This is a genomic window from Rhodocaloribacter sp. (assembly GCF_056451265.1).
Genome location: NZ_JBWOPL010000035.1, coordinates 71,077 through 88,273, shown reverse-complemented (window position 1 = coordinate 88,273; position 17,197 = coordinate 71,077). Strand labels below are relative to the sequence as shown.

Below are 17,197 nucleotides of genomic sequence, written 5' to 3'. Positions count from 1 at the left end.
GGAATGCCCCTTCCAACCTGGTTGCACCTCGATCGAGAAGAGATCGCCAACAGCCTGACGCACGGCGTCGGAGCCCTTTTGAGCCTGACGGGTCTCGTCGTGCTCGTGGCGCTTGCCGTTCACTATGGCGACGCGCTGCACATCCTCAGCGCCGTCCTCTTCGGCGGATCGCTCGTATTTTTGTACACGGCCTCGACGCTCTATCACGGCATCCGTATTCCGCGCATCAAGCAATTTTTTCGTCTGCTCGATCATGTCGGCATCTATCTCTTGATCGCGGGCTCGTATACGCCCTTTACCCTCGTCACGCTCCACGGCGGGCTGGGATGGACGCTCTTCGGCCTGGTCTGGGCTATGGCGCTCTCGGGCATCGCGTACAAGATTTTCTCGCGCCGTCGATACCCGTGGTTCTCGACGGTTTATTACCTGCTCATGGGCTGGCTCGCGGTCTTTTTTCTCAAACCCATCGCGGCATCGCTTCCGGCGACGGGCCTTCATCTGCTTATCGCCGGGGGGCTGTCGTATACCGTCGGGGTGATCTTCTACGCCTGGAACCGTCTCCCGTACAATCATGCCGTCTGGCACCTCTTCGTTCTAGCCGGAAGCGCGTTTCACTTCCTCTCCGTGGCGCTCTACGTGTTGCCGCAATGAGCGACGGCCCGCGCTCGCGCGCCGGCAGCCTTCCCTTCAAGAGACGCCTGTAAGTCACTCCCTTACAACAGAATACGTGGGTTCGCCGTCAAATATGGCGTGAGGATCGATCATCTTGGGAGCAGTGGTCCAAACAAGATGATCTGGAGGTGTCCCCATGTTTAATCGAGAATATCCCGAGGTCCTCGTCGTCGGGGCGGGGCCGGTGGGACAGATGGCGGCGCTCACGCTGGCCCGCCGCGGCATCCGCGTCTCGATCGTGGATCGGGAGTGGCGAACCGGCGCGCACAGCTATGCCCTCGCGCTTCATCCGCGTTCCCTCGAACTGCTCGATCGTCTCGGTCTGCTTCCCCGCGTTCTGGAGCAGGCGTACCGGGTGCGCGCGGTAGGGCTCTATGAAGGCGGCGAACGCCGGGGCAAACTGCAAATCTCCGAACTCAGAGACGATTTTTCCTTTATCGCCGTCATGCGGCAGGATGCGCTGGAGAACCTCTTCGAGCAAGCCCTGAATGAGCTGGGCGTGAACGTGCGATGGAACCATCAGGTGGTCACGCTCACGCCGGAGGAAAAAAAGGTCGCGGCAACGATCGATCATCTCGAAAAGTCGTCTTTCGGGTATGCCATCGACCATACGGAGTGGATCGTGCTGAAATCCCGGACCCTTGACGTGCCGTTCGTCATCGGGGCCGACGGGCATCAGTCACTCGTTCGGAGGACGCTCGGCATTGACTTTCCGGAGGTGGCCGAACCGGAGTATTTCGCCGTCTTCGAGTTCAAGTCGGACGCCGACCTCGGCGATGAGATGCGGCTCGTGCTCGATCCGGAAACGATGAGCGTGCTCTGGCCGCTCCCGGACGGACATTGTCGGTGGAGCTTTCAGCTCAAGGAGTGGAAGGAGCCGCTCCCGCCGCGTGAGAAAGACCGGGTGGAAGTGCAGATCGGTGCGGCGCGCTATCCCGTGCTCTCGGAGGACCGGCTCCGGTCGTTCCTTCGCGAGCGGGCCCCCTGGTTCGACGGCAGCATCGACGAGATCCGGTGGCGCATGGTCGTGCGTTTCGATCGGCGGCTGGCCGGGGCCTTTGGAAAAGACAGGATGTGGCTGGCCGGGGATGCGGCGCACATGACCGGGCCCGTCGGCATTCAGAGCATGAACGTGGGCCTGCGCGAGGCGTGGGAGCTCGGAAATTCGCTCGCGGACGTCCTCGAAGGCAAGGCGTCGTCCGAGAAGCTGGCGGAATACGACGAAGGGCGGCTCGCCGAGTGGCGGTTCCTGCTCGGCCTCGAAGGAGGGCTCGAACCGGGACCGAGCGCCGAGGCCTGGATCCGTCCGTATGCGGGGCGGCTCCTCTCGGCACTCCCGGCATCGGGCGCGGACCTTGCCGCGCTGGCCCGGCAGGTGGGGCTCGAGGTCCGGTCCGGCGTGGCGGTTCCCTGACCTGCCCCGGGGAGACGCAAACGCCTCGCCTGTGAGCGCGCGGGTTCGTACCTTCCGGCGGGCATGATCCGGATAGCCCCGTCCGGATGCGCCCGGCCCCGAAGCACCAACCGGAGCGCGCATGGCCTCCTCGAATCACGGCCTCGACGAAGGCACGGCGACGATGCCTGCCGACCTCGAAGCATGGCGGCGGCGGATACCGATCCTTCGCTCGCACATCCCGCTGAATCATTGCTCGCAGGCCCCGCAGACCGAACGCTCGCGTGCGGCGGCGGAAAACTATCTCGAATCGTGGCGTCGCGACGGGATGGACTGGGATCGGTGGATGGCGGAAGTGGAACGCGCGCGGGCCGCCTTCGCCCGTCTCATCCACGCCGATCCGGATGAGGTCGCCGTCACCACGTCCGTCTCGGCGGCCACGGCGAGCCTGGCGAGCGCGCTCGACTTCACCGGCCCGCGGCGGAAGGTCGTCGTCACGGAGGCGGAGTTCCCGACCGTGGGGCACGTGTGGCTGGCGCATCGGAAGTACGGCGCGGAGGTCGCGTGGACACCGGTGCGCGAAGGAGCGGTGAGGCTCGAAGATTACGACGCCGTGCTCGACGACCGCACGCTCCTCGTCTCGGCCACGCACGCCTATTATCGGAACGGCTTCAAACAGGACCTTGCCGCCCTCGCCGAGCGGGCCCACGCCCACGGCGCGCTTCTGTATGTGGATGCCTATCAGTCGCTCGGCGTGTGCCCCATCGACGTGAAGGCGCTCGGCGTCGACGCGCTCGCGTGCGGGGCGCTCAAGTTTCTCATGGGCACGGCGGGCATCGCCTTCCTCTACGTCCGTCGCGGGCTCCTCGAACGCCTCCAACCGGCGGTGACGGGCTGGTTCGGGCGCGCCGACCCCTTCGCTTTCCGCGTGAACGCACTCGACTGGGCGGAGACGGCCCGGCGGTTCGACACCGGCACGCCTCCCGTGATCAATGCCTATATCGCGCGCGCCGGGATCGAGACGATCCTCGACGTGGGGCCGGAGCGCATCGAGGCGTGGACGCGCGGGCTCGGGCGGCGGCTCGTCGAGGGCGGGCGGGCAAGGGGGCTGACCCTCGACGGACCGACGGACCCCCGGCAGAAAACGCCGACCACGGCGTTCGTGTGTGGCGCGGCGTCGCACGAGGTGGAGGCCCGCCTCCGGGCGCGGGGCATCCTGGCCTCGGCGCGCGGCTCGGTCATCCGCCTCGCCCCGCATTTTTACAACACCTCGGAGGAGATCGACGCCGCCCTCGACGCCCTCGCCGAGATCCTCACGACGCTTTCCTCACCGCCCGGCGCATGACCCGTTTGCGCGCGCCGGAAAAGAACGCCGCTTTGGAGCCTGCACGTCACCATGCCGCCCCGGAGGGCCGGGAGACCTTCTCGTCCCGTTTCGGACTGCTCATGACCATGATCGGCGTGGCCATTGGTCTGGGCAACGTGTGGCGCTTCCCGTACATGGTCGGTCGGTACGGCGGCGCGCCGTTCGTCCTCTTCTACGTGCTCGTCATCGTGCTCGTGGGCATCCCGGCCCTCATGGCCGAGTGGACGCTCGGGCGCGCGACGCGGCGGGGACCGGTGGGCGCGTTCGAGAAGGCGGGGCTCCCGTTCGGGCGCGCCGTGGGGTGGTTCTTCTTCTTCGTCGTCACGGCGGCGACGGCGTACTATACGAACGCCCTCGGATGGGTGCTTTTCTATGCCGCCGGCGAGGCGGCGGCCCTCTTCGGGGCGGGCCTCGACGCCCCGGCGATCCTCCCGCCGGATGCGGGGTTCGATCTCCGCTCCTTTCTCCTTCAGACGGCGTGCACCGGCGTGGTCCTTCTCGCGTGCGCGTTCGTGCTCGTGCGCGGGCTTCGCACGGGCATCGAGAAGGCAAGCAAATTCATCGTCCCCGCGCTCCTCGGCATCCTCGTCGTGCTCATCATCCGGTCGGTCACGCTGCCGGGCGCGGAGGCGGGCGTGGCGTGGTACCTCGGTGCGTTCGAACCGGAGGCGCTCACCGGCGCGGTGATGCTCGCCGCCCTCGGGCAAGCCATCTTCACCCTCTCGCTCGGCGGGACGTACATGGTCGTCTACGGCTCGTACCTCAACAGGAGCGATCACCTGCCCTTCAACGCGGCGTGGACTGCCGGGGGCGACCTCGCGGCGGGCCTCATGGCGGGGCTGGCCATCATGCCCGCCGTCTTCGCCTTCGGCCTCGAACCATCCGGCGGGCCGGGGCTGCTCTTCTTCACCCTCCCGAAAATCTTCGCTCAGATCCCCGCCGGCGGCTTCTTCGGGCTGCTCTTCTTCGCCGGGCTCTTCGGCGCGGCCTTTCTCTCCGACGTCGCCGCCTTCGAGGTGCTCGTGGCCGGGCTGACGGACAACACGCGCCTCGGACGTGCGAAGGCGGTGTGGCTCATGGCGGGCGTCGTCTTCCTCTTCGCCCTGCCGGCGATGGTCAATATGAAGGTGTTCGTCCTGTGGGATCTGACCTTCGGATCGGGGATGCAGACGCTGGGGGCGTTGCTCTCGGTCGTGACCGTGGCGTGGGTGATGCGCCGCGCCGACGCGCTCCGGGAACTGACGGCGGGCGGCCGCACGCCCTTGCACACGGCGCTCTATTTCTGGCTCCGCTTCATCGTGCCGGTGATGGTCACGCTCGTCGGCGTGTGGTGGCTGATGACGGAGGTGCTCGGCGTTGCAGGTGGGGGATGAGGGGGCTACGGCGCAAAGAGGAGGTCGAAGTGCACCACGACGTCCCGCCCCACGTGATAGCCGAGCGTGCGGATCGACGGCGGCTTGATGTCAAAGTCGGGCATCGAAAGGGCATACGTTCCGGTGAGATGAAGCCCGCCGTCCTCGGTGCGTTCGCCCGTGAGCGTCATCTCGATGGGGCGCGAGACGCCCGCGAGAGTGAGCGTGCCCGTCGTGCGAAGCCGGAAAGGCGTTCCCTCCTCGACGACCTCGGCGCGCTCGAGCGTGTAGGTGATCTCCGGGTGTTCCTTCACCTTGAGCGCCTCGCGGATGAGCCGGTTCATGATGAACTTGCCCGTCGCCACGTCGCCCGTGATCTCCTCGGCCGCGATCGCGAGGCTCCCGCCCTCGAGTTGCGGAGCCGTCCCGGAATCCTCCCCGACGGTGGCCGACCCCGTCATTGCCCCGGCGTTCGCCCGCCAGGCCTTCTTTTTGTTCGACGTGCCTTCGACCCATAGCCGGCTCTCGGGCTGAAGGGTCAGCGTGCGGACGTCCTGCGCGTGAGCCGGAGTCGTCAGCAGAAGCGCGAGGAGCATGGGGAGGCCGAGTGCGGAAAGAAGCAGCTTCATCGGTCGTTGGGGAGAGGATACCGTGCGTGAAAAGGGCGGAAGGGACGGAGGAAGGTCCCCGGGCGGGGCGTCCCGGTCGGATGGCACAAAGGACGCGAAAAAATCCCGCGCCGTGCCTGACATTTTGATGAATATACACGAACTTCGAAAAACAACCGGCATCGGACGTCCGACGGTCCGGTGCACCTCGCCACCGGGTCTTCTTGAACGCATCTGATCGCACCGGAAACCTCCTCTTCTCCCCGCCTCCCGGTCACATTCCTGCGGGCGTGAAGAAGAAGATCGTCGTCCCCTTTCAGGCGCAAGGCTCGATCGAGAGGCGATACACCGAACGCGCCCGGTCGTGGATCGGCGCGCTTTATCTCTAGCCCCACACAACGCAGACGCATCATGAAAAAAGCGAAGAAACGCCCCCGCGCGGTCAAGGAGTCCCGCCGCGAATTCATCAAGAAGAGCGCCCTCGCGGCCACGGCGGTGATGGCCGGGTGCTCGCCGAAGGTGTCGGAGGTGGTCGAGAAGCCGTCCGCGCCGCCGCCGCCGGGCGTGCTGGGCGCCAACGACCGGATCGTCGTCGGCTTCGTCGGTGTGGGGGGGCAGGGCTTTTATGCGCATCTTCAGAGTGTGATCAACCGGAACGACGACGGCGAGAAACGACACGACTACCAGTACAACGCCATCGGGGCAGCCGCATGCGACCTCTTCTCGAAGCGGCGCGACCGTGCTTTTCAGGCGCTCGACGCCGCCCGCGCCGCCGAGGGACGCACCGGGGAGATCCAGGTCTACGAGGATTACCGCGCGCTTCTCGACCGCCAGGACATCGACGCCATCTTCATCGGAACGGTCGATCACTGGCACGCGCAGGTGGCCATCGATGCGCTCGATTCGGGCAAGCACGTCTATTGCGAGAAGCCGATGACGCGCTATCTCGGCGAGGCGTTCAAGGTCTACGATACGGTCAAACGGACCGGGATGAAGTTTCAGATCGGTTCGCAATATTGCACCGAGGGGAAATGGCACAAAGCCGCCGAACTGATTCGCGACGGCCGGATCGGACGGCTCGTGCTTGCGCAGGACTCCTACATGCGGAACACCCCCGAAGGCGAGTGGAATTATTATGAACTGGAACCGGAACTGGAGCCCGGCAAGACCATCGACTGGAAGAAGTGGCTTGGACCGGTGTCCGAACGCCCCTTCGATCCGCAGTACTATCATCGCTGGCGGAAGTACTACCCGTTCTGTGTGGGCATCCTCGGCGACCTCCTCGCGCACCGCATCCACCCGCTGCTCCTTGCCACCGGCGACCCCGAATTCCCGTACCGCGTCACGTGCCTGGGCAACCGGAAGATCACGCTCGAGACGCTCGGTCCCGACGACCGCGACGTGAACGACAACACGCAGGTGCTCGCCGAATTCCCGAGCGGCATGGGCATGATGGTCATCGGATGCACGGTCAATGAGCAGGGGCTCCCGCAGATGATCCGGGGCAACGAGGCGACGCTGTACTTCTCCGGAAACACGCTCGAACTGCGTCCCGAGCGCCCGTACGCCGACCTCATCGACCCCGAGCGCTTCGAGAACATCGAGCCGGGGGTGGAGGTGCCGGCCCATATCGCCAACTTCTTCGACGCCATCCGGAACGACAAAACGCCCAACGGCAACATCGACGTGGCGATTCGGGCACAGACGATCATCTCGCTCGCGGAGATGTCCGACCGGCTCGGGCAGATGATGTACTTTGACTGGAAGACCCGGAAAATCACGAACGGGAGCGGGCAGGAGTTCACCCCGATCACGTACGGCACGCTTGATCCCTCCTGACGCGCGCCGCGACGGAGACGCCCGGGACGTGACGCTTCGCCTGGCGCTCGACGCGATGGCGACGCGCTTCGAACTCGTGCTTCGGGGCGACGACGCCGTGCGTCTGCGCGCCGCCGGGGAGGAAGCGCTCGCCGAGATCCGAAGGCTGGAGGCGCAACTCAGCTTTTACCGGCCCGAGAGTGAGATCAGCCGCATCAACGCGCGGGCGGCGGCGAGTCCGGTGCGCGTCGAGCCACGGCTCTTTCGCCTGCTCGAACGCGCCGCCCGGCTGCACGCGCTCACCGAAGGCGCGTTCGATCCGACCGTGGCGCCGCTCATGCGGTGCTGGGGCTTCACCGGCGAGGGGGGCCGCGTGCCCGACGCGGAGGCGCTCGCCGAGGCCCGGCGGCGGACCGGCATGCAGCACGTGCGCCTCGACCCCGAGGCGTACACCGTCACTTTCACACGACCCGGCATGAGCCTCGACCTCGGCGGCATCGGGAAAGGATATGCCATCGACGAGGCGGCGCTGTTGCTGAAAGAGGCGGGCGTGGCGCATGCGCTCGTGCACGGGGGGACGAGTACGGCGTTTGCCTTCGGACGGCCGCGCGCGCACGAGGCGTGGAAGGTGGGCATCCCCGCTCCCGGCGACGACGCGGGCGACGCGCTCCTGGCCGTCACCCCGCTCCGGGAAGAGGCGCTCTCCGTCTCCGCGGTGTGGGGCAAAACGTTTGAGGCGGAAGGGGAGGCGTTCGGGCACGTGCTCGACCCGCGCTCGGGCCGTCCGGTCGTGGGCGCGCTCCTGGCAGCCGTCGCAACGGCCGCCGCCACCGACGCCGACGCCCTCTCCACGGCGCTCCTCGTCCTCGGACCGCCCGCCGTGGACCGCCTCTGCCGCGCCATAGAAGGGCTTCGCGCGCTCGTCGTCTCACCGTCGCCGAAAGGCTTCGACGTGACGCGCTCGGGCTTCTGAGCATGAATCCACCGATCCCATCGAGGTCGGAACCTGATGAGAAACGTCCATGAAAAGAAAGCATATGAGTCGCGACGAACGGAAGTTGACCCGCCGGAATTTCCTCAAAAAAAGCTCGATGGCGACGTTGTTCGGCGTCACGGGCGGCGTCGAGATCGTGGCGGAGCAGCCGGCTCGGCGCGGCTCGGAGCGGCGGGCCGACGCGATGAACGTGGGCCTCATCGGCTTCGGGGCCTGGGGGCGTGAGATCGCCGCGACGCTCGCGCGCATCCCCGAGGTGCGGCTCGCCGCCGTGTGCGACGTGTACGACGTCATGCTCCGCCGCGCCGAACGCTCGGCTCCGGAGGCCGCGCGGGTGACGGACTATCGCGCCGTGCTCGACGATCCGGACATCCACGCCGTGGTGGTGGCCACCCCCACGCACACCCACCGCGCCATCGCCGGAGCGGCCCTCGATGCGGGCAAGCACGTCTATTGCGAAGCCCCGATGGCCGCCTCGCTCGACGACGCCCGCGCCCTCGCGCGCGCCGCCCGAGACGCGCCCGACCTCATCTTCCACGTCGGTCAACAGTTCCGCGCCGATCCCCAGTACCTCTCCGTCTCGAAGTTCATCCGTGGCGGGGCGCTCGGCAAGGCCGTCATGGCGCGCGCGCAGTGGCACACCAAACAGAGCTGGCGGCGCACCTCGCCGAACCGCGCGCGCGAACAGGCGCTGAACTGGCGACTCGACCCCGAAGTGTCCCTCGGACTCGTCGGGGAAGCCGGCATTCATCAGATCGACACCGCCCTGTGGTTCCTCGGCGGTCGCCCGACCGCCGCCACCGGCTTCGGACAGCTCATGCTCTGGGACGACGGGCGCGCCGTGCCGGACACCGTGCAAAGCCTGCTCGCCTTTCCCAACGGCGTGCACATGATCTTCGACGCCACCCTCGCAAGCTCGTTCGACGGACGGCACGACCTCTTCTACGGAAGCGAGAGCACGATCATGATGCGGGAGAGCAAGGCGTGGATGTTCAAAGAGGTCGACGCCCCGATGCTCGGCTGGGAGGTGTACGCGCGAAGGGACAAGTTCTATAAAGAGGAAGGCATCGCGCTGCTGGCCAACGCCACCAAGCTCGACGCGCAGGACCTCGGCCCGACCGACCCCATCCCCGGCGCGGAGACGCCGCTCTTTCACGCGCTCAAGGAATTCGTGGACAACTTCTTCTTCGGCCCCTTCGAGCCGAGCGCGGGCTATCGCGAAGGCTTCGACGCGGCGGTCACGGTCATCCGTGCGAACGAGGCGATCATGGCGAATACGAAGCTCGACCTCGACCCCGCCCTGTTCGAGCTCGGATGAACGGACGGTCGCGGGGGAACAAGGGACCCCGCCGGTCCTTTCATGGCTGATTCACCCAACGGGCCGCGCCTCCCTCCATGATCCGCACAGAGAACCTCAAAAAAGTCTTTCCATCGAAAAAGGAAGGCCCTGTCGTCGCGCTCGAAAACCTGAACCTCCACTGCGCCGACGGGACCGTGTACGCGCTTCTCGGGCCGAACGGTGCAGGCAAGACCACGGCCCTCCGCATCCTCGCCACCCTGATGGACCCCACCTCCGGCGAGGCGTACGTCAACGAGCTTTCGGTGCGGGCGGACAAGCGGGCCATCCGAAGACTCCTCGGGGTGGTCTCGTACGAGATGGGCGTCTACGAGCGCATGACGCCCCGCGAGATCGGCTTCTATTTCGGACGCCTCAACGACCTCGACGACCGCGACATCGCGCGCAACCTCGAATACATCTTCCTGCTCCTTCGCATGGAAGACTTCGTGGACAAGCGCACCGAGACGTTCTCGACCGGCATGAAGCAAAAGACGGTCATCATGCGGGCGCTCGTCACCAACCCCGAGATCCTCCTTTTCGATGAGCCGACGGCCGGGCTCGACCTGATCACGGCCAAGAGCGTTATGGATTACATTCGCCTGCTCAAACAGGAAGGGAAGACGATCCTCTTCTCCACGCATATTCTCTGGGAAGCCGAAAAGCTCGCCGACACGGTCGGGATCATCCACCGGGGACGGCTCATCGCCGAGGGCAGCCTCGACGAGCTCCGTGCGCAGACCGGACACACCGACATCGAGGACGTCTTTTTCTCGCTCATCGAACAGGTCGAAGCCCCCTAGCCGCACGGCCGACACGACCTCACAACCCTTCCCGTCATGAAGAACAAGGCCTGGCTCGTCTTCCGAAAGGAGATAACGACGATGGTTCGAGATCGTCGCCTCACGATCAGTGTGGTCGTCATCTCGCTCTTCGTGATGCCGCTTTTGATGGGTTTCATCGGAAACATCGACCGCCTCACCGGCGCTCCGGATCGGCCCGTGGCGGTGATCGTTCAGACCGACGACGAGGTGATCCTCGATGCGCTCGCGGCGATGCCGCAGGTGCTGATCCTCCGGACCGGGCCGCGTTTCGAGATGGTGGACGGGCCTTCTCTTCGCGTGGTGAAGGAAGGCGCGCTCTATCGCATCTACGGCGACGGCACGAATGCGCAGGTGTGGCGGACCGTCGCCGAGTTGAAAGCGCACATCGAGGCCGAACGGGACCGACGCGTGGCGCAGGCGCTCGCCGCCCGGGGCATCTCCCGAAGCGATCTTCGGCCCTTCGAGGTGCAGGTGGTCGACACCGCCGGACCCGACCGCCGCGCCGGGATCCTGCTGAGCGTGCTCATCCCGTACCTCGCCATCATCCTGCTCGTGAGCAATGCCAACCGGGCCATGTACGTGGCCGTCGGAGAGAAGGAAAAGAACACGCTCGCGACGTTGCTCGTCTCGAACGTGCCGCGTCGGGACATCGTGGTCGGTAAGATCCTGGCCATCATGGTTTTCTCCGTCGTCTCCTCCCTTTTGCTGGTCGTCGGGATGATCTTGTTCGCCAATTTCGGGTTCTCGCTCGAAGGACTCCCGGACGGCATCAATTATTCCCTGACCTTCACGCAGGTGGCGCAGCTCATCGTCAACCTCTCCGCGTTGGCCTTCCTGATCGCGGCGATCATCATGTTGCTCGGCACCTACGCCCGGAGCGCGCGCGAAGCGGGCATCTATACGACGCCCCTCCTTTTCATCGCCATCTTCCTGGCCGTCTTCTCGTTTTCGAGCACGGATTTCGGCCCTGCGGCCTACGCGGTTCCGATCCTCGGCAATGCCCTCGCGATGCGGGATACGTTCCTGGGCAACCTCGTTCCGGGACGGCTTCTCCTGGCGGTCGGGGGCAACCTCCTCGTCTTCCTCGTGCTCGTCGCCGCAACCGTTCGGATGTATCATCGAGAGCGCATTCTGTTTCGGGAATAGCCTGCATCTATCCGGCGTTTTCCCGTACAAGGCGGGGATCGGCGCGCCGTGAAAAGTTTCCGTCGCGCGGGCGTAAAGCCGCCGTCCCACCCTCCTCATGCAGAGACCCTATGTGGAAAAAAGTCGCTCCCCTTATCCTGTTTATGACGTTCCTGCCGATCCGCGAGAGTTTCGCCCAACCGGCCCCTGAAATCGAAGGCGTCTGGGAAGGCAAGTTGAACGTCGGGCAGACGACGCTCCGGCTCGTGTTTCATTTCGAGAAGGGGGCCGAGGGCTATTCCGGATCGCTCGACAGCCCCGATCAGGGAGCCTTCGGCGTGCCGCTCGGTTCGGTCGTGCTGGAGGGCAACCGGGTGGAAGCGACCGTGCCCTCCTTACAGGGCGTTTATTCCGGGACGTTGCGCGCGGACGGATCGGGCATCGCGGGGACGTGGCGGCAGGGCGCTCTGGAACTGCCGCTGCTGCTCGCGCGCAGCTCGGGCGAAGCGCCGCCCTCGCCTCCGGCTCCGACCCCGGACATCGACGTGTCGGGCGACTGGCTGGGCACGCTCTCCGTGGGCGGCCTCGAGCTCCGGCTCGTTTTTCACCTCGCGAAGGACGACGGCGGCTACTCCGGCACGATGGACAGCCCCGATCAGGGCGCGCAGGGGATCCCGCTCGGGAGGATCGAAGGGGAGGGGCTGAAGCTGCGCATCGAAGTTCCGGCGGTGGCGGGCGTGTATGAAGGCGTCATCGACGCAGGCGGGCAACGCATCGAAGGGTCGTGGTCGCAGGGCGGACGCTCGTTTGCGCTCACGCTCGTGTCCGTGCCGGAAGGTGAAGCGATCGAAAAGCCGAAACGGCCGCAGGAGCCCGAACGGCCGCTCCCGTACCGGGAAGAGGAGGTGCGTTTTCGAAACGAGGACGCCGGGATCACGCTTGCGGGCACGCTCACCCTGCCGGAGGGCGAAGGGCCGTTCCCGGCGGCGGTGCTCATCTCCGGCTCGGGTCCACAGAACCGCGATGAAGCCCTCCTTGGACACCGCCCCTTCCTCGTCCTCTCCGACTACCTGACCCGCCACGGCATCGCCGTGCTTCGCTTCGATGACCGGGGGGTGGGAGGCTCGGAAGGCGACTTCGCAAGCGCCACGAGCGCCGATTTCGCCACCGACGTGGCTGCCGCGCTCGATTTCCTCGAAGCCCGTGAAGACCTCGACGCAGGAGCCATCGGGCTGATCGGGCACAGTGAGGGCGGACTCATCGCGCCGATGGTCGCCGCCGAACGCCCGGACGTGGCGTTCATCGTCCTCATGGCAGGACCCGGCCTCACGGGAGAAAAGATCCTCGAGCTTCAATCGGCGCTCATCAACCGGGCCGAAGGGGCCGACGAGGACGTGGTCGCATGGAACGCCCGCGTTCAGAAGATCATCTTCGACATCGTGAAAACCACACCCGACGACACGGAAGCAAAGGCCCGGATACGGAAAGTGTTGACCGAGGAAATCAGTCGTCTGAGCGAGGCGGAGAAGGAAAAATTCAAGGTCGGAGCGCTCGATCTCGACGGTGAGCTCGGACAGGTGCTCTCCCCGTGGTTCCGCTTCTTCCTCGTGCATGATCCCGCGCCGGTGCTTCGGAAGGTGGCCTGCCCGGTGCTCGCGATCAACGGCGAGAAAGACCTTCAGGTGCCGCCGAAAGAAAACCTCTCGGCCATCGAGGACGCGTTGAAAGCAGGCGGGAACACCAGGTACGAGATCGTCGAGATGCCCGGACTCAATCACCTCTTCCAGCCGGCCGAGACCGGCGCGCCGTCGGAATATGCGAAGATCGAAGTGACCCTTGCGCCGGAAGCGCTGGACCTCATCACGCGTTGGGTCCTCGCTCAGACGGGGCGGTAGAGGGATCGTTCGGGCCCGTTTGCGGGGATGGAAAGCGCCTCACAGCCACTCCGGTTCGGGGACGGTTCTTGCGTCCTCGACGTTGCCTGTATTGCGCGTCCCGGCGGGCTCGAAAAGCATCACGAGGGCTTCCGCCTCGGCGACGGGCCGATGCTCGACGCCGCGCGGGACGATGAGGAATTCGCCCGCTTCGAGGTCCACGACGCCGTCCCGAAACTCTATCTTGAGTCGACCTTCGACGACGAGAAAAAGTTCATCTTCGTGGGCATGGAGATGCCAGACGAACGGTCCCTGGAGGCGCGCGAGTTTGACGTGTTGGCCGTTGAGTTCACCCACGATCTTCGGCGACCAGGGTTCGGTGAACCGGCTGAATTTCTCGGCGAGGTTGACTTTCTTCACGGGGGTGGCGGTCTGGATTGCGAGGGAAGGGCAGCGGGCGCATCGGCGACGGTGATGAAGACGGGGCGGCTGCGCAACGCGCGGCCCTCCGGCGTCACGGCGCGGAGCGCGAGGCGGTGTCGTCCGGGACGAAGCGGCCACGAGGCCGTCCGGTAATCCTCCGAGAGGCGCACCCCGTCGATCCACCATGCGACGTCGAGAAGGTTCGCTTCGGCGGAGCCCAGGAGACGGATACGCTGAAAATTTTTGCGGAGCACGGGGTCGATCTGAAAGACCATTCCACTTTCGGGATACTGAATGACGAGTCGATCCGAGTATCGGGGCGGGGCGGATGCCGAGGGGAGGCGGGCGCGGGTGACGGTCGGTGGAAAGGGGAGCCGGTTTTCGCGCATCCACGGGTGGAAAAGGGGAGGATAGACGGTGTACAGCTTCGTCTCGACGGCTTCGGGGGGTGTTTCGGCGTCCGCGAGCAGCCCCGAACGCCGGTCGATGACGACGAAGCGGTGGACGTCGCACGTGTCCGCCGGAGCGGTCTCGGCGAGGAAAAGCTCTCTCCTGCGCGCCGGGCACGCGCGGGCGGGGCGCTTCCCGCTGTGGGGACAGACCTCGACCTCGACGAGGCCGGGTGGTCGCTCGAAATCGCCGCCGGGACCGAGCGCGAGGAAGATCGACTTGAGGAGCGCCCCCGCCCCGGTGACGCCGCTGACCCATCGCATCGGCGCGCCGTCGAAGTTGCCCGCCCACACGGCGACGGTGTGGCGCGGTGTGTAGCCGACCGCCCAGTTGTCCCGGTAGTCTTTCGAGGTGCCGGTCTTGACGGCGCACGGGAACGGCAATTCGAGCGGTCCCCCGCGACCGAAGGCGGGCGCGCGCGCCGCGGGATCGCTGAGGATGTCCGTGATGAGATAGAGGACGCGCGGGTCGAGGGAAAGGCGGGTGGGCGGCGGGGACGGCGGGCGGAGCGTGTCCCCGGTGGCCGTGCGCCGCCATGCGAGGAAGCGGAGCGCCGGGAGCGAGCCGCCGCGCGCGAGGGCGGCGTACGCGCGGGCCAGGTCGAGCAGGCGCACTTCACCGTTGCCCAGCGTCAGTCCGACGCCGTAGTGCTCGGGCGGCCGGTCGAGGGTGGAGAAGCCGACCTCGTGAAGCACCGCGAGCACCTTCGGCGGTCCCATCTCGCGGGCGAGGCGCACGGCGGGGACGTTATAACTGCACGCGAGCGCCTGTCGGAGCGGCACGGGGCCATGGTATGTTTCGTCGTAGTTCTCCGGGGTGAACGCGCCTCCCGCTTCGAGCACGGGCGTCTCGACGTCGGGGAGGATGGAGGCGGGCGTGTACCGGCCCGTGGCCAGCGCGGCGGCATACGTGAAGGGTTTGAGCGCACTCCCCGGCTGCCGGAGCATCCGCGCGCCGTCGTTCTGACCTCCGGCGGCGGCATCCCAGAAGTCCACACTGCCCACGTAGGCGAGCACGGCGCCGGTGCGGTTGTCGAGCACCACCGCGGCCGCGTTCCCGACGCCGAGCGCGCCGAGCCGCTGAAGATGTCCCCGCGCCAGGGCCTCGACGGTGCGTTGAAGGGTGGGGTCGAGCGTGGTGCGAAGTTCGGCGATCCGGCCGGCGTCGGCACGTTCCTCTCGGAGGAGAGCCCGCACGAGGTGGGGGGCGGCAAAAGATCGGCGAGGTGCGACGAGGGCGAGCGGTGTGGCTTCGAGGCGCTCACGCTCCGCCGGCGTGAGCGCGCCCGCCGCCTCCATCGCCGCGAGCACCCGCCTCTGCCGCGCTCGGGCGCGCTCCGGATGTCGGAACGGGTTGTGCCGGCTCGGACTCTGCGGCAGGCCGATGAGATACGTGGCTTCCGCCGCCGTGAGGTCGCGGGCGGGCTTGCCGAAATACAGGCGCGCCGCCGCCTCGATGCCGTGTGTGCGGTTGCCGAAGGGAACCCGGTTGAGCCAGAGCGTGAGGATCTCCTCTTTGGACAGGTACCGTTCGAGGCGGAGGGCCAGGTGCATCTCCGCGAGCTTGTCCCACCACCCGCGTTCGCGCCGGTCGCGGAGGGCGCGCGCGGCCTGCATGGTCAGCGTCGAGGCGCCGCTGACGATCCGTCCGTGGCGGAGGTTGCTCCACGTCGCCCGCACGAGCGCCGCCGGGTCGATGCCGAGATGCCGGTAAAAATGGCGGTCCTCCGTCGCGACGAGGGCGCGCACGGCCATGGGGCTGACGGCGTCGAGCGTGACGGGCAAGCCGCTTCCATTCGGGCGATACTCACGGAGCAGGCCGCCGTCACGGTCCGTCACACGGAGACTGACGATGCCTCCGTCCCGGACGGCGACGCCCGGCGGCCAGACGAGCGAAACGGCGAACACCATCGCCGCGGCAAGCAGCACGCGCCGACGCCGGATGAAACGGGCGAAACGAGTGGGCATGGTCAAAAGCGTTTATCCATTCAAACGATACTACGAAAAAACGTTCTGTGCACCGATCCCGGACGGAAAAAGGGGGCGGGCATGCCGGCGATCCCGGGCCCATATGGACCCATGTCTCAAATTCGAGCGATCGGTGCAGGCTCTTTCGGAAAGGTGTATGCTTAACAGACGTTTTCGCCGGAAAAGGAGGCTTTTAGGGTTGGGCCGCATTTTTGCCGCCGGAGCGTACGTGCGGCTCATCCTCGGCCGCATCCTTCGGCCCGGCGCTCGTTCCGGGAAGACATCCCTCCAATCATCAAGGATCGAAAGATGCCCTTCATACTCGAAATGCTCACCCAACGGATCGGCGGCGCGCAACTTCAGGAGATCAGCCGGACCATCGGTGCGGAGCCGTCGCAGACGCGGCAGGCCATCGGTGCGGCGCTCCCGGTGCTCCTCGGCGGTCTCGCGAAGAATGCCGCCTCGACCCCCGACGCCGCCCGTTCCCTCGCTTCGGCGCTCGAATCCGACCATGACGGCAGCGTCCTCGACAACCTCGGCGACGTGCTTGGTCTGCTCGGCGGCGGCGGGCTCGGCGCCATGCTCGGCGGGCTTGCGGGACAGGTGACGGGCGGCGGCGCTTCGGTTCCGGTCAACCCGCGTGCGCTCAACGGCGAGGGCATCCTCCGGCACGTGCTCGGCGAGCGGCGCACCGTCGTCGAGCAGGGCGTGAGCCGGGCCGGCGGTCTGGACGTGAGCCAGGTCAGCCGACTTCTGCCTCTGCTCGCCCCGCTCGTCATGGGCGCGCTCGGCAAGATCAAACGTGAGAAAAACCTCGACCCCGAAGGTCTCGCCTCCGTGCTCGGTCAGGAGCGCGCCTCCCTCGAAACCCGGGCGCCCGAGCTTGGCGGCGTCCTCGGTCTCCTCGATGCGGACGACGACGGCGACGTGAAGGACGACCTCCTCAAGCTTGGAGGCGGCATGCTCGGCTCACTCTTCGGCGGGAAAGGCTGACG

15 protein-coding genes are annotated in these 17,197 nt (G+C 66.6%); 12 read left to right on the top strand and 3 right to left on the bottom strand.

The window, feature by feature from the left end; all coding sequences use genetic code 11:
- The first annotated feature begins 3 nt into the window (after positions 1 to 3).
- The 4 genes from trhA to AC1HIY_RS05250 all read left to right on the top strand — a co-directional run bounded on the left by trhA (position 4) and on the right by AC1HIY_RS05250 (position 4,804).
- On the top strand, positions 4 to 651 hold the full coding sequence (trhA, locus tag AC1HIY_RS05265) for a PAQR family membrane homeostasis protein TrhA (RefSeq protein ID WP_479575665.1): 648 nt from the start codon (positions 4 to 6) through the stop codon (positions 649 to 651).
- 157 nt (positions 652 to 808) lie between these two features.
- Positions 809 to 2,086: an FAD-dependent oxidoreductase gene (locus AC1HIY_RS05260; protein WP_479575664.1), complete on the top strand. Its 1,278-nt coding sequence runs from the start codon at positions 809 to 811 to the stop codon at positions 2,084 to 2,086.
- A gap of 121 nt (positions 2,087 to 2,207) precedes the next feature.
- Positions 2,208 to 3,410: an aminotransferase class V-fold PLP-dependent enzyme gene (locus tag AC1HIY_RS05255; RefSeq protein ID WP_479575663.1), complete on the top strand. Its 1,203-nt coding sequence runs from the start codon at positions 2,208 to 2,210 to the stop codon at positions 3,408 to 3,410.
- 32 nt (positions 3,411 to 3,442) lie between these two features.
- On the top strand, positions 3,443 to 4,804 hold the full coding sequence (locus AC1HIY_RS05250) for a sodium-dependent transporter (protein ID WP_479575662.1): 1,362 nt from the start codon (positions 3,443 to 3,445) through the stop codon (positions 4,802 to 4,804).
- 5 nt (positions 4,805 to 4,809) lie between these two features.
- Here AC1HIY_RS05250 and AC1HIY_RS05245 read toward each other — a convergent pair whose 3' ends face one another.
- On the bottom strand, positions 4,810 to 5,412 hold the full coding sequence (locus tag AC1HIY_RS05245) for a YceI family protein (RefSeq protein ID WP_479575661.1): 603 nt from the start codon (positions 5,410 to 5,412) through the stop codon (positions 4,810 to 4,812).
- Positions 5,413 to 5,615: 203 nt separating this feature from the next.
- Between AC1HIY_RS05245 and AC1HIY_RS05240 the strand changes: the two genes are divergently transcribed.
- From AC1HIY_RS05240 to AC1HIY_RS05210, 7 genes are all read left to right on the top strand, one after another.
- Positions 5,616 to 5,780 carry a hypothetical protein gene (locus AC1HIY_RS05240; RefSeq protein WP_479575660.1) on the top strand — a complete coding sequence of 55 codons (165 nt, stop codon included), beginning with the start codon at positions 5,616 to 5,618 and terminating at the stop codon, positions 5,778 to 5,780.
- Between the two features lie 22 nt (positions 5,781 to 5,802).
- A complete protein-coding gene (locus tag AC1HIY_RS05235) occupies positions 5,803 to 7,230 on the top strand; it encodes a Gfo/Idh/MocA family protein (protein ID WP_479575659.1) in 1,428 nt (475 codons plus the stop codon).
- Positions 7,217 to 8,182, top strand: a complete 966-nt coding sequence (locus AC1HIY_RS05230) for an FAD:protein FMN transferase (RefSeq protein ID WP_479575658.1) — start codon at positions 7,217 to 7,219, stop codon at positions 8,180 to 8,182. Before AC1HIY_RS05235 ends, AC1HIY_RS05230 begins: the two co-directional genes overlap by 14 nt.
- Before the next feature lie 49 nt (positions 8,183 to 8,231).
- A complete protein-coding gene (locus tag AC1HIY_RS05225; protein ID WP_479575657.1) occupies positions 8,232 to 9,521 on the top strand; it encodes a Gfo/Idh/MocA family protein in 1,290 nt (429 codons plus the stop codon).
- Positions 9,522 to 9,598: 77 nt separating this feature from the next.
- A complete protein-coding gene (locus AC1HIY_RS05220; RefSeq protein ID WP_479575656.1) occupies positions 9,599 to 10,342 on the top strand; it encodes an ABC transporter ATP-binding protein in 744 nt (247 codons plus the stop codon).
- A gap of 36 nt (positions 10,343 to 10,378) precedes the next feature.
- Positions 10,379 to 11,509 (top strand): ABC transporter permease, encoded by a 1,131-nt coding sequence (locus AC1HIY_RS05215; RefSeq protein WP_479575655.1) that lies wholly within the window; start codon positions 10,379 to 10,381, stop codon positions 11,507 to 11,509.
- Between the two features lie 110 nt (positions 11,510 to 11,619).
- Positions 11,620 to 13,383, top strand: coding sequence for an alpha/beta hydrolase family protein (locus AC1HIY_RS05210; RefSeq protein WP_479575654.1), 1,764 nt, complete (start codon positions 11,620 to 11,622; stop codon positions 13,381 to 13,383).
- A 39-nt stretch (positions 13,384 to 13,422) separates the two neighbouring features.
- Here AC1HIY_RS05210 and AC1HIY_RS05205 read toward each other — a convergent pair whose 3' ends face one another.
- Positions 13,423 to 13,782: a cupin domain-containing protein gene (locus AC1HIY_RS05205; protein WP_479575653.1), complete on the bottom strand. Its 360-nt coding sequence runs from the start codon at positions 13,780 to 13,782 to the stop codon at positions 13,423 to 13,425.
- Positions 13,779 to 16,202: a penicillin-binding protein 1C gene (gene pbpC / locus AC1HIY_RS05200; protein ID WP_479575652.1), complete on the bottom strand. Its 2,424-nt coding sequence runs from the start codon at positions 16,200 to 16,202 to the stop codon at positions 13,779 to 13,781. Before pbpC ends, AC1HIY_RS05205 begins: the two co-directional genes overlap by 4 nt.
- A gap of 309 nt (positions 16,203 to 16,511) precedes the next feature.
- On the opposite strand from pbpC, the gene AC1HIY_RS05195 reads away from it, so the two are divergent.
- Positions 16,512 to 17,195 carry a DUF937 domain-containing protein gene (locus AC1HIY_RS05195; protein WP_479575651.1) on the top strand — a complete coding sequence of 228 codons (684 nt, stop codon included), beginning with the start codon at positions 16,512 to 16,514 and terminating at the stop codon, positions 17,193 to 17,195.
- The last annotated feature ends 2 nt before the right edge of the window (positions 17,196 to 17,197 follow it).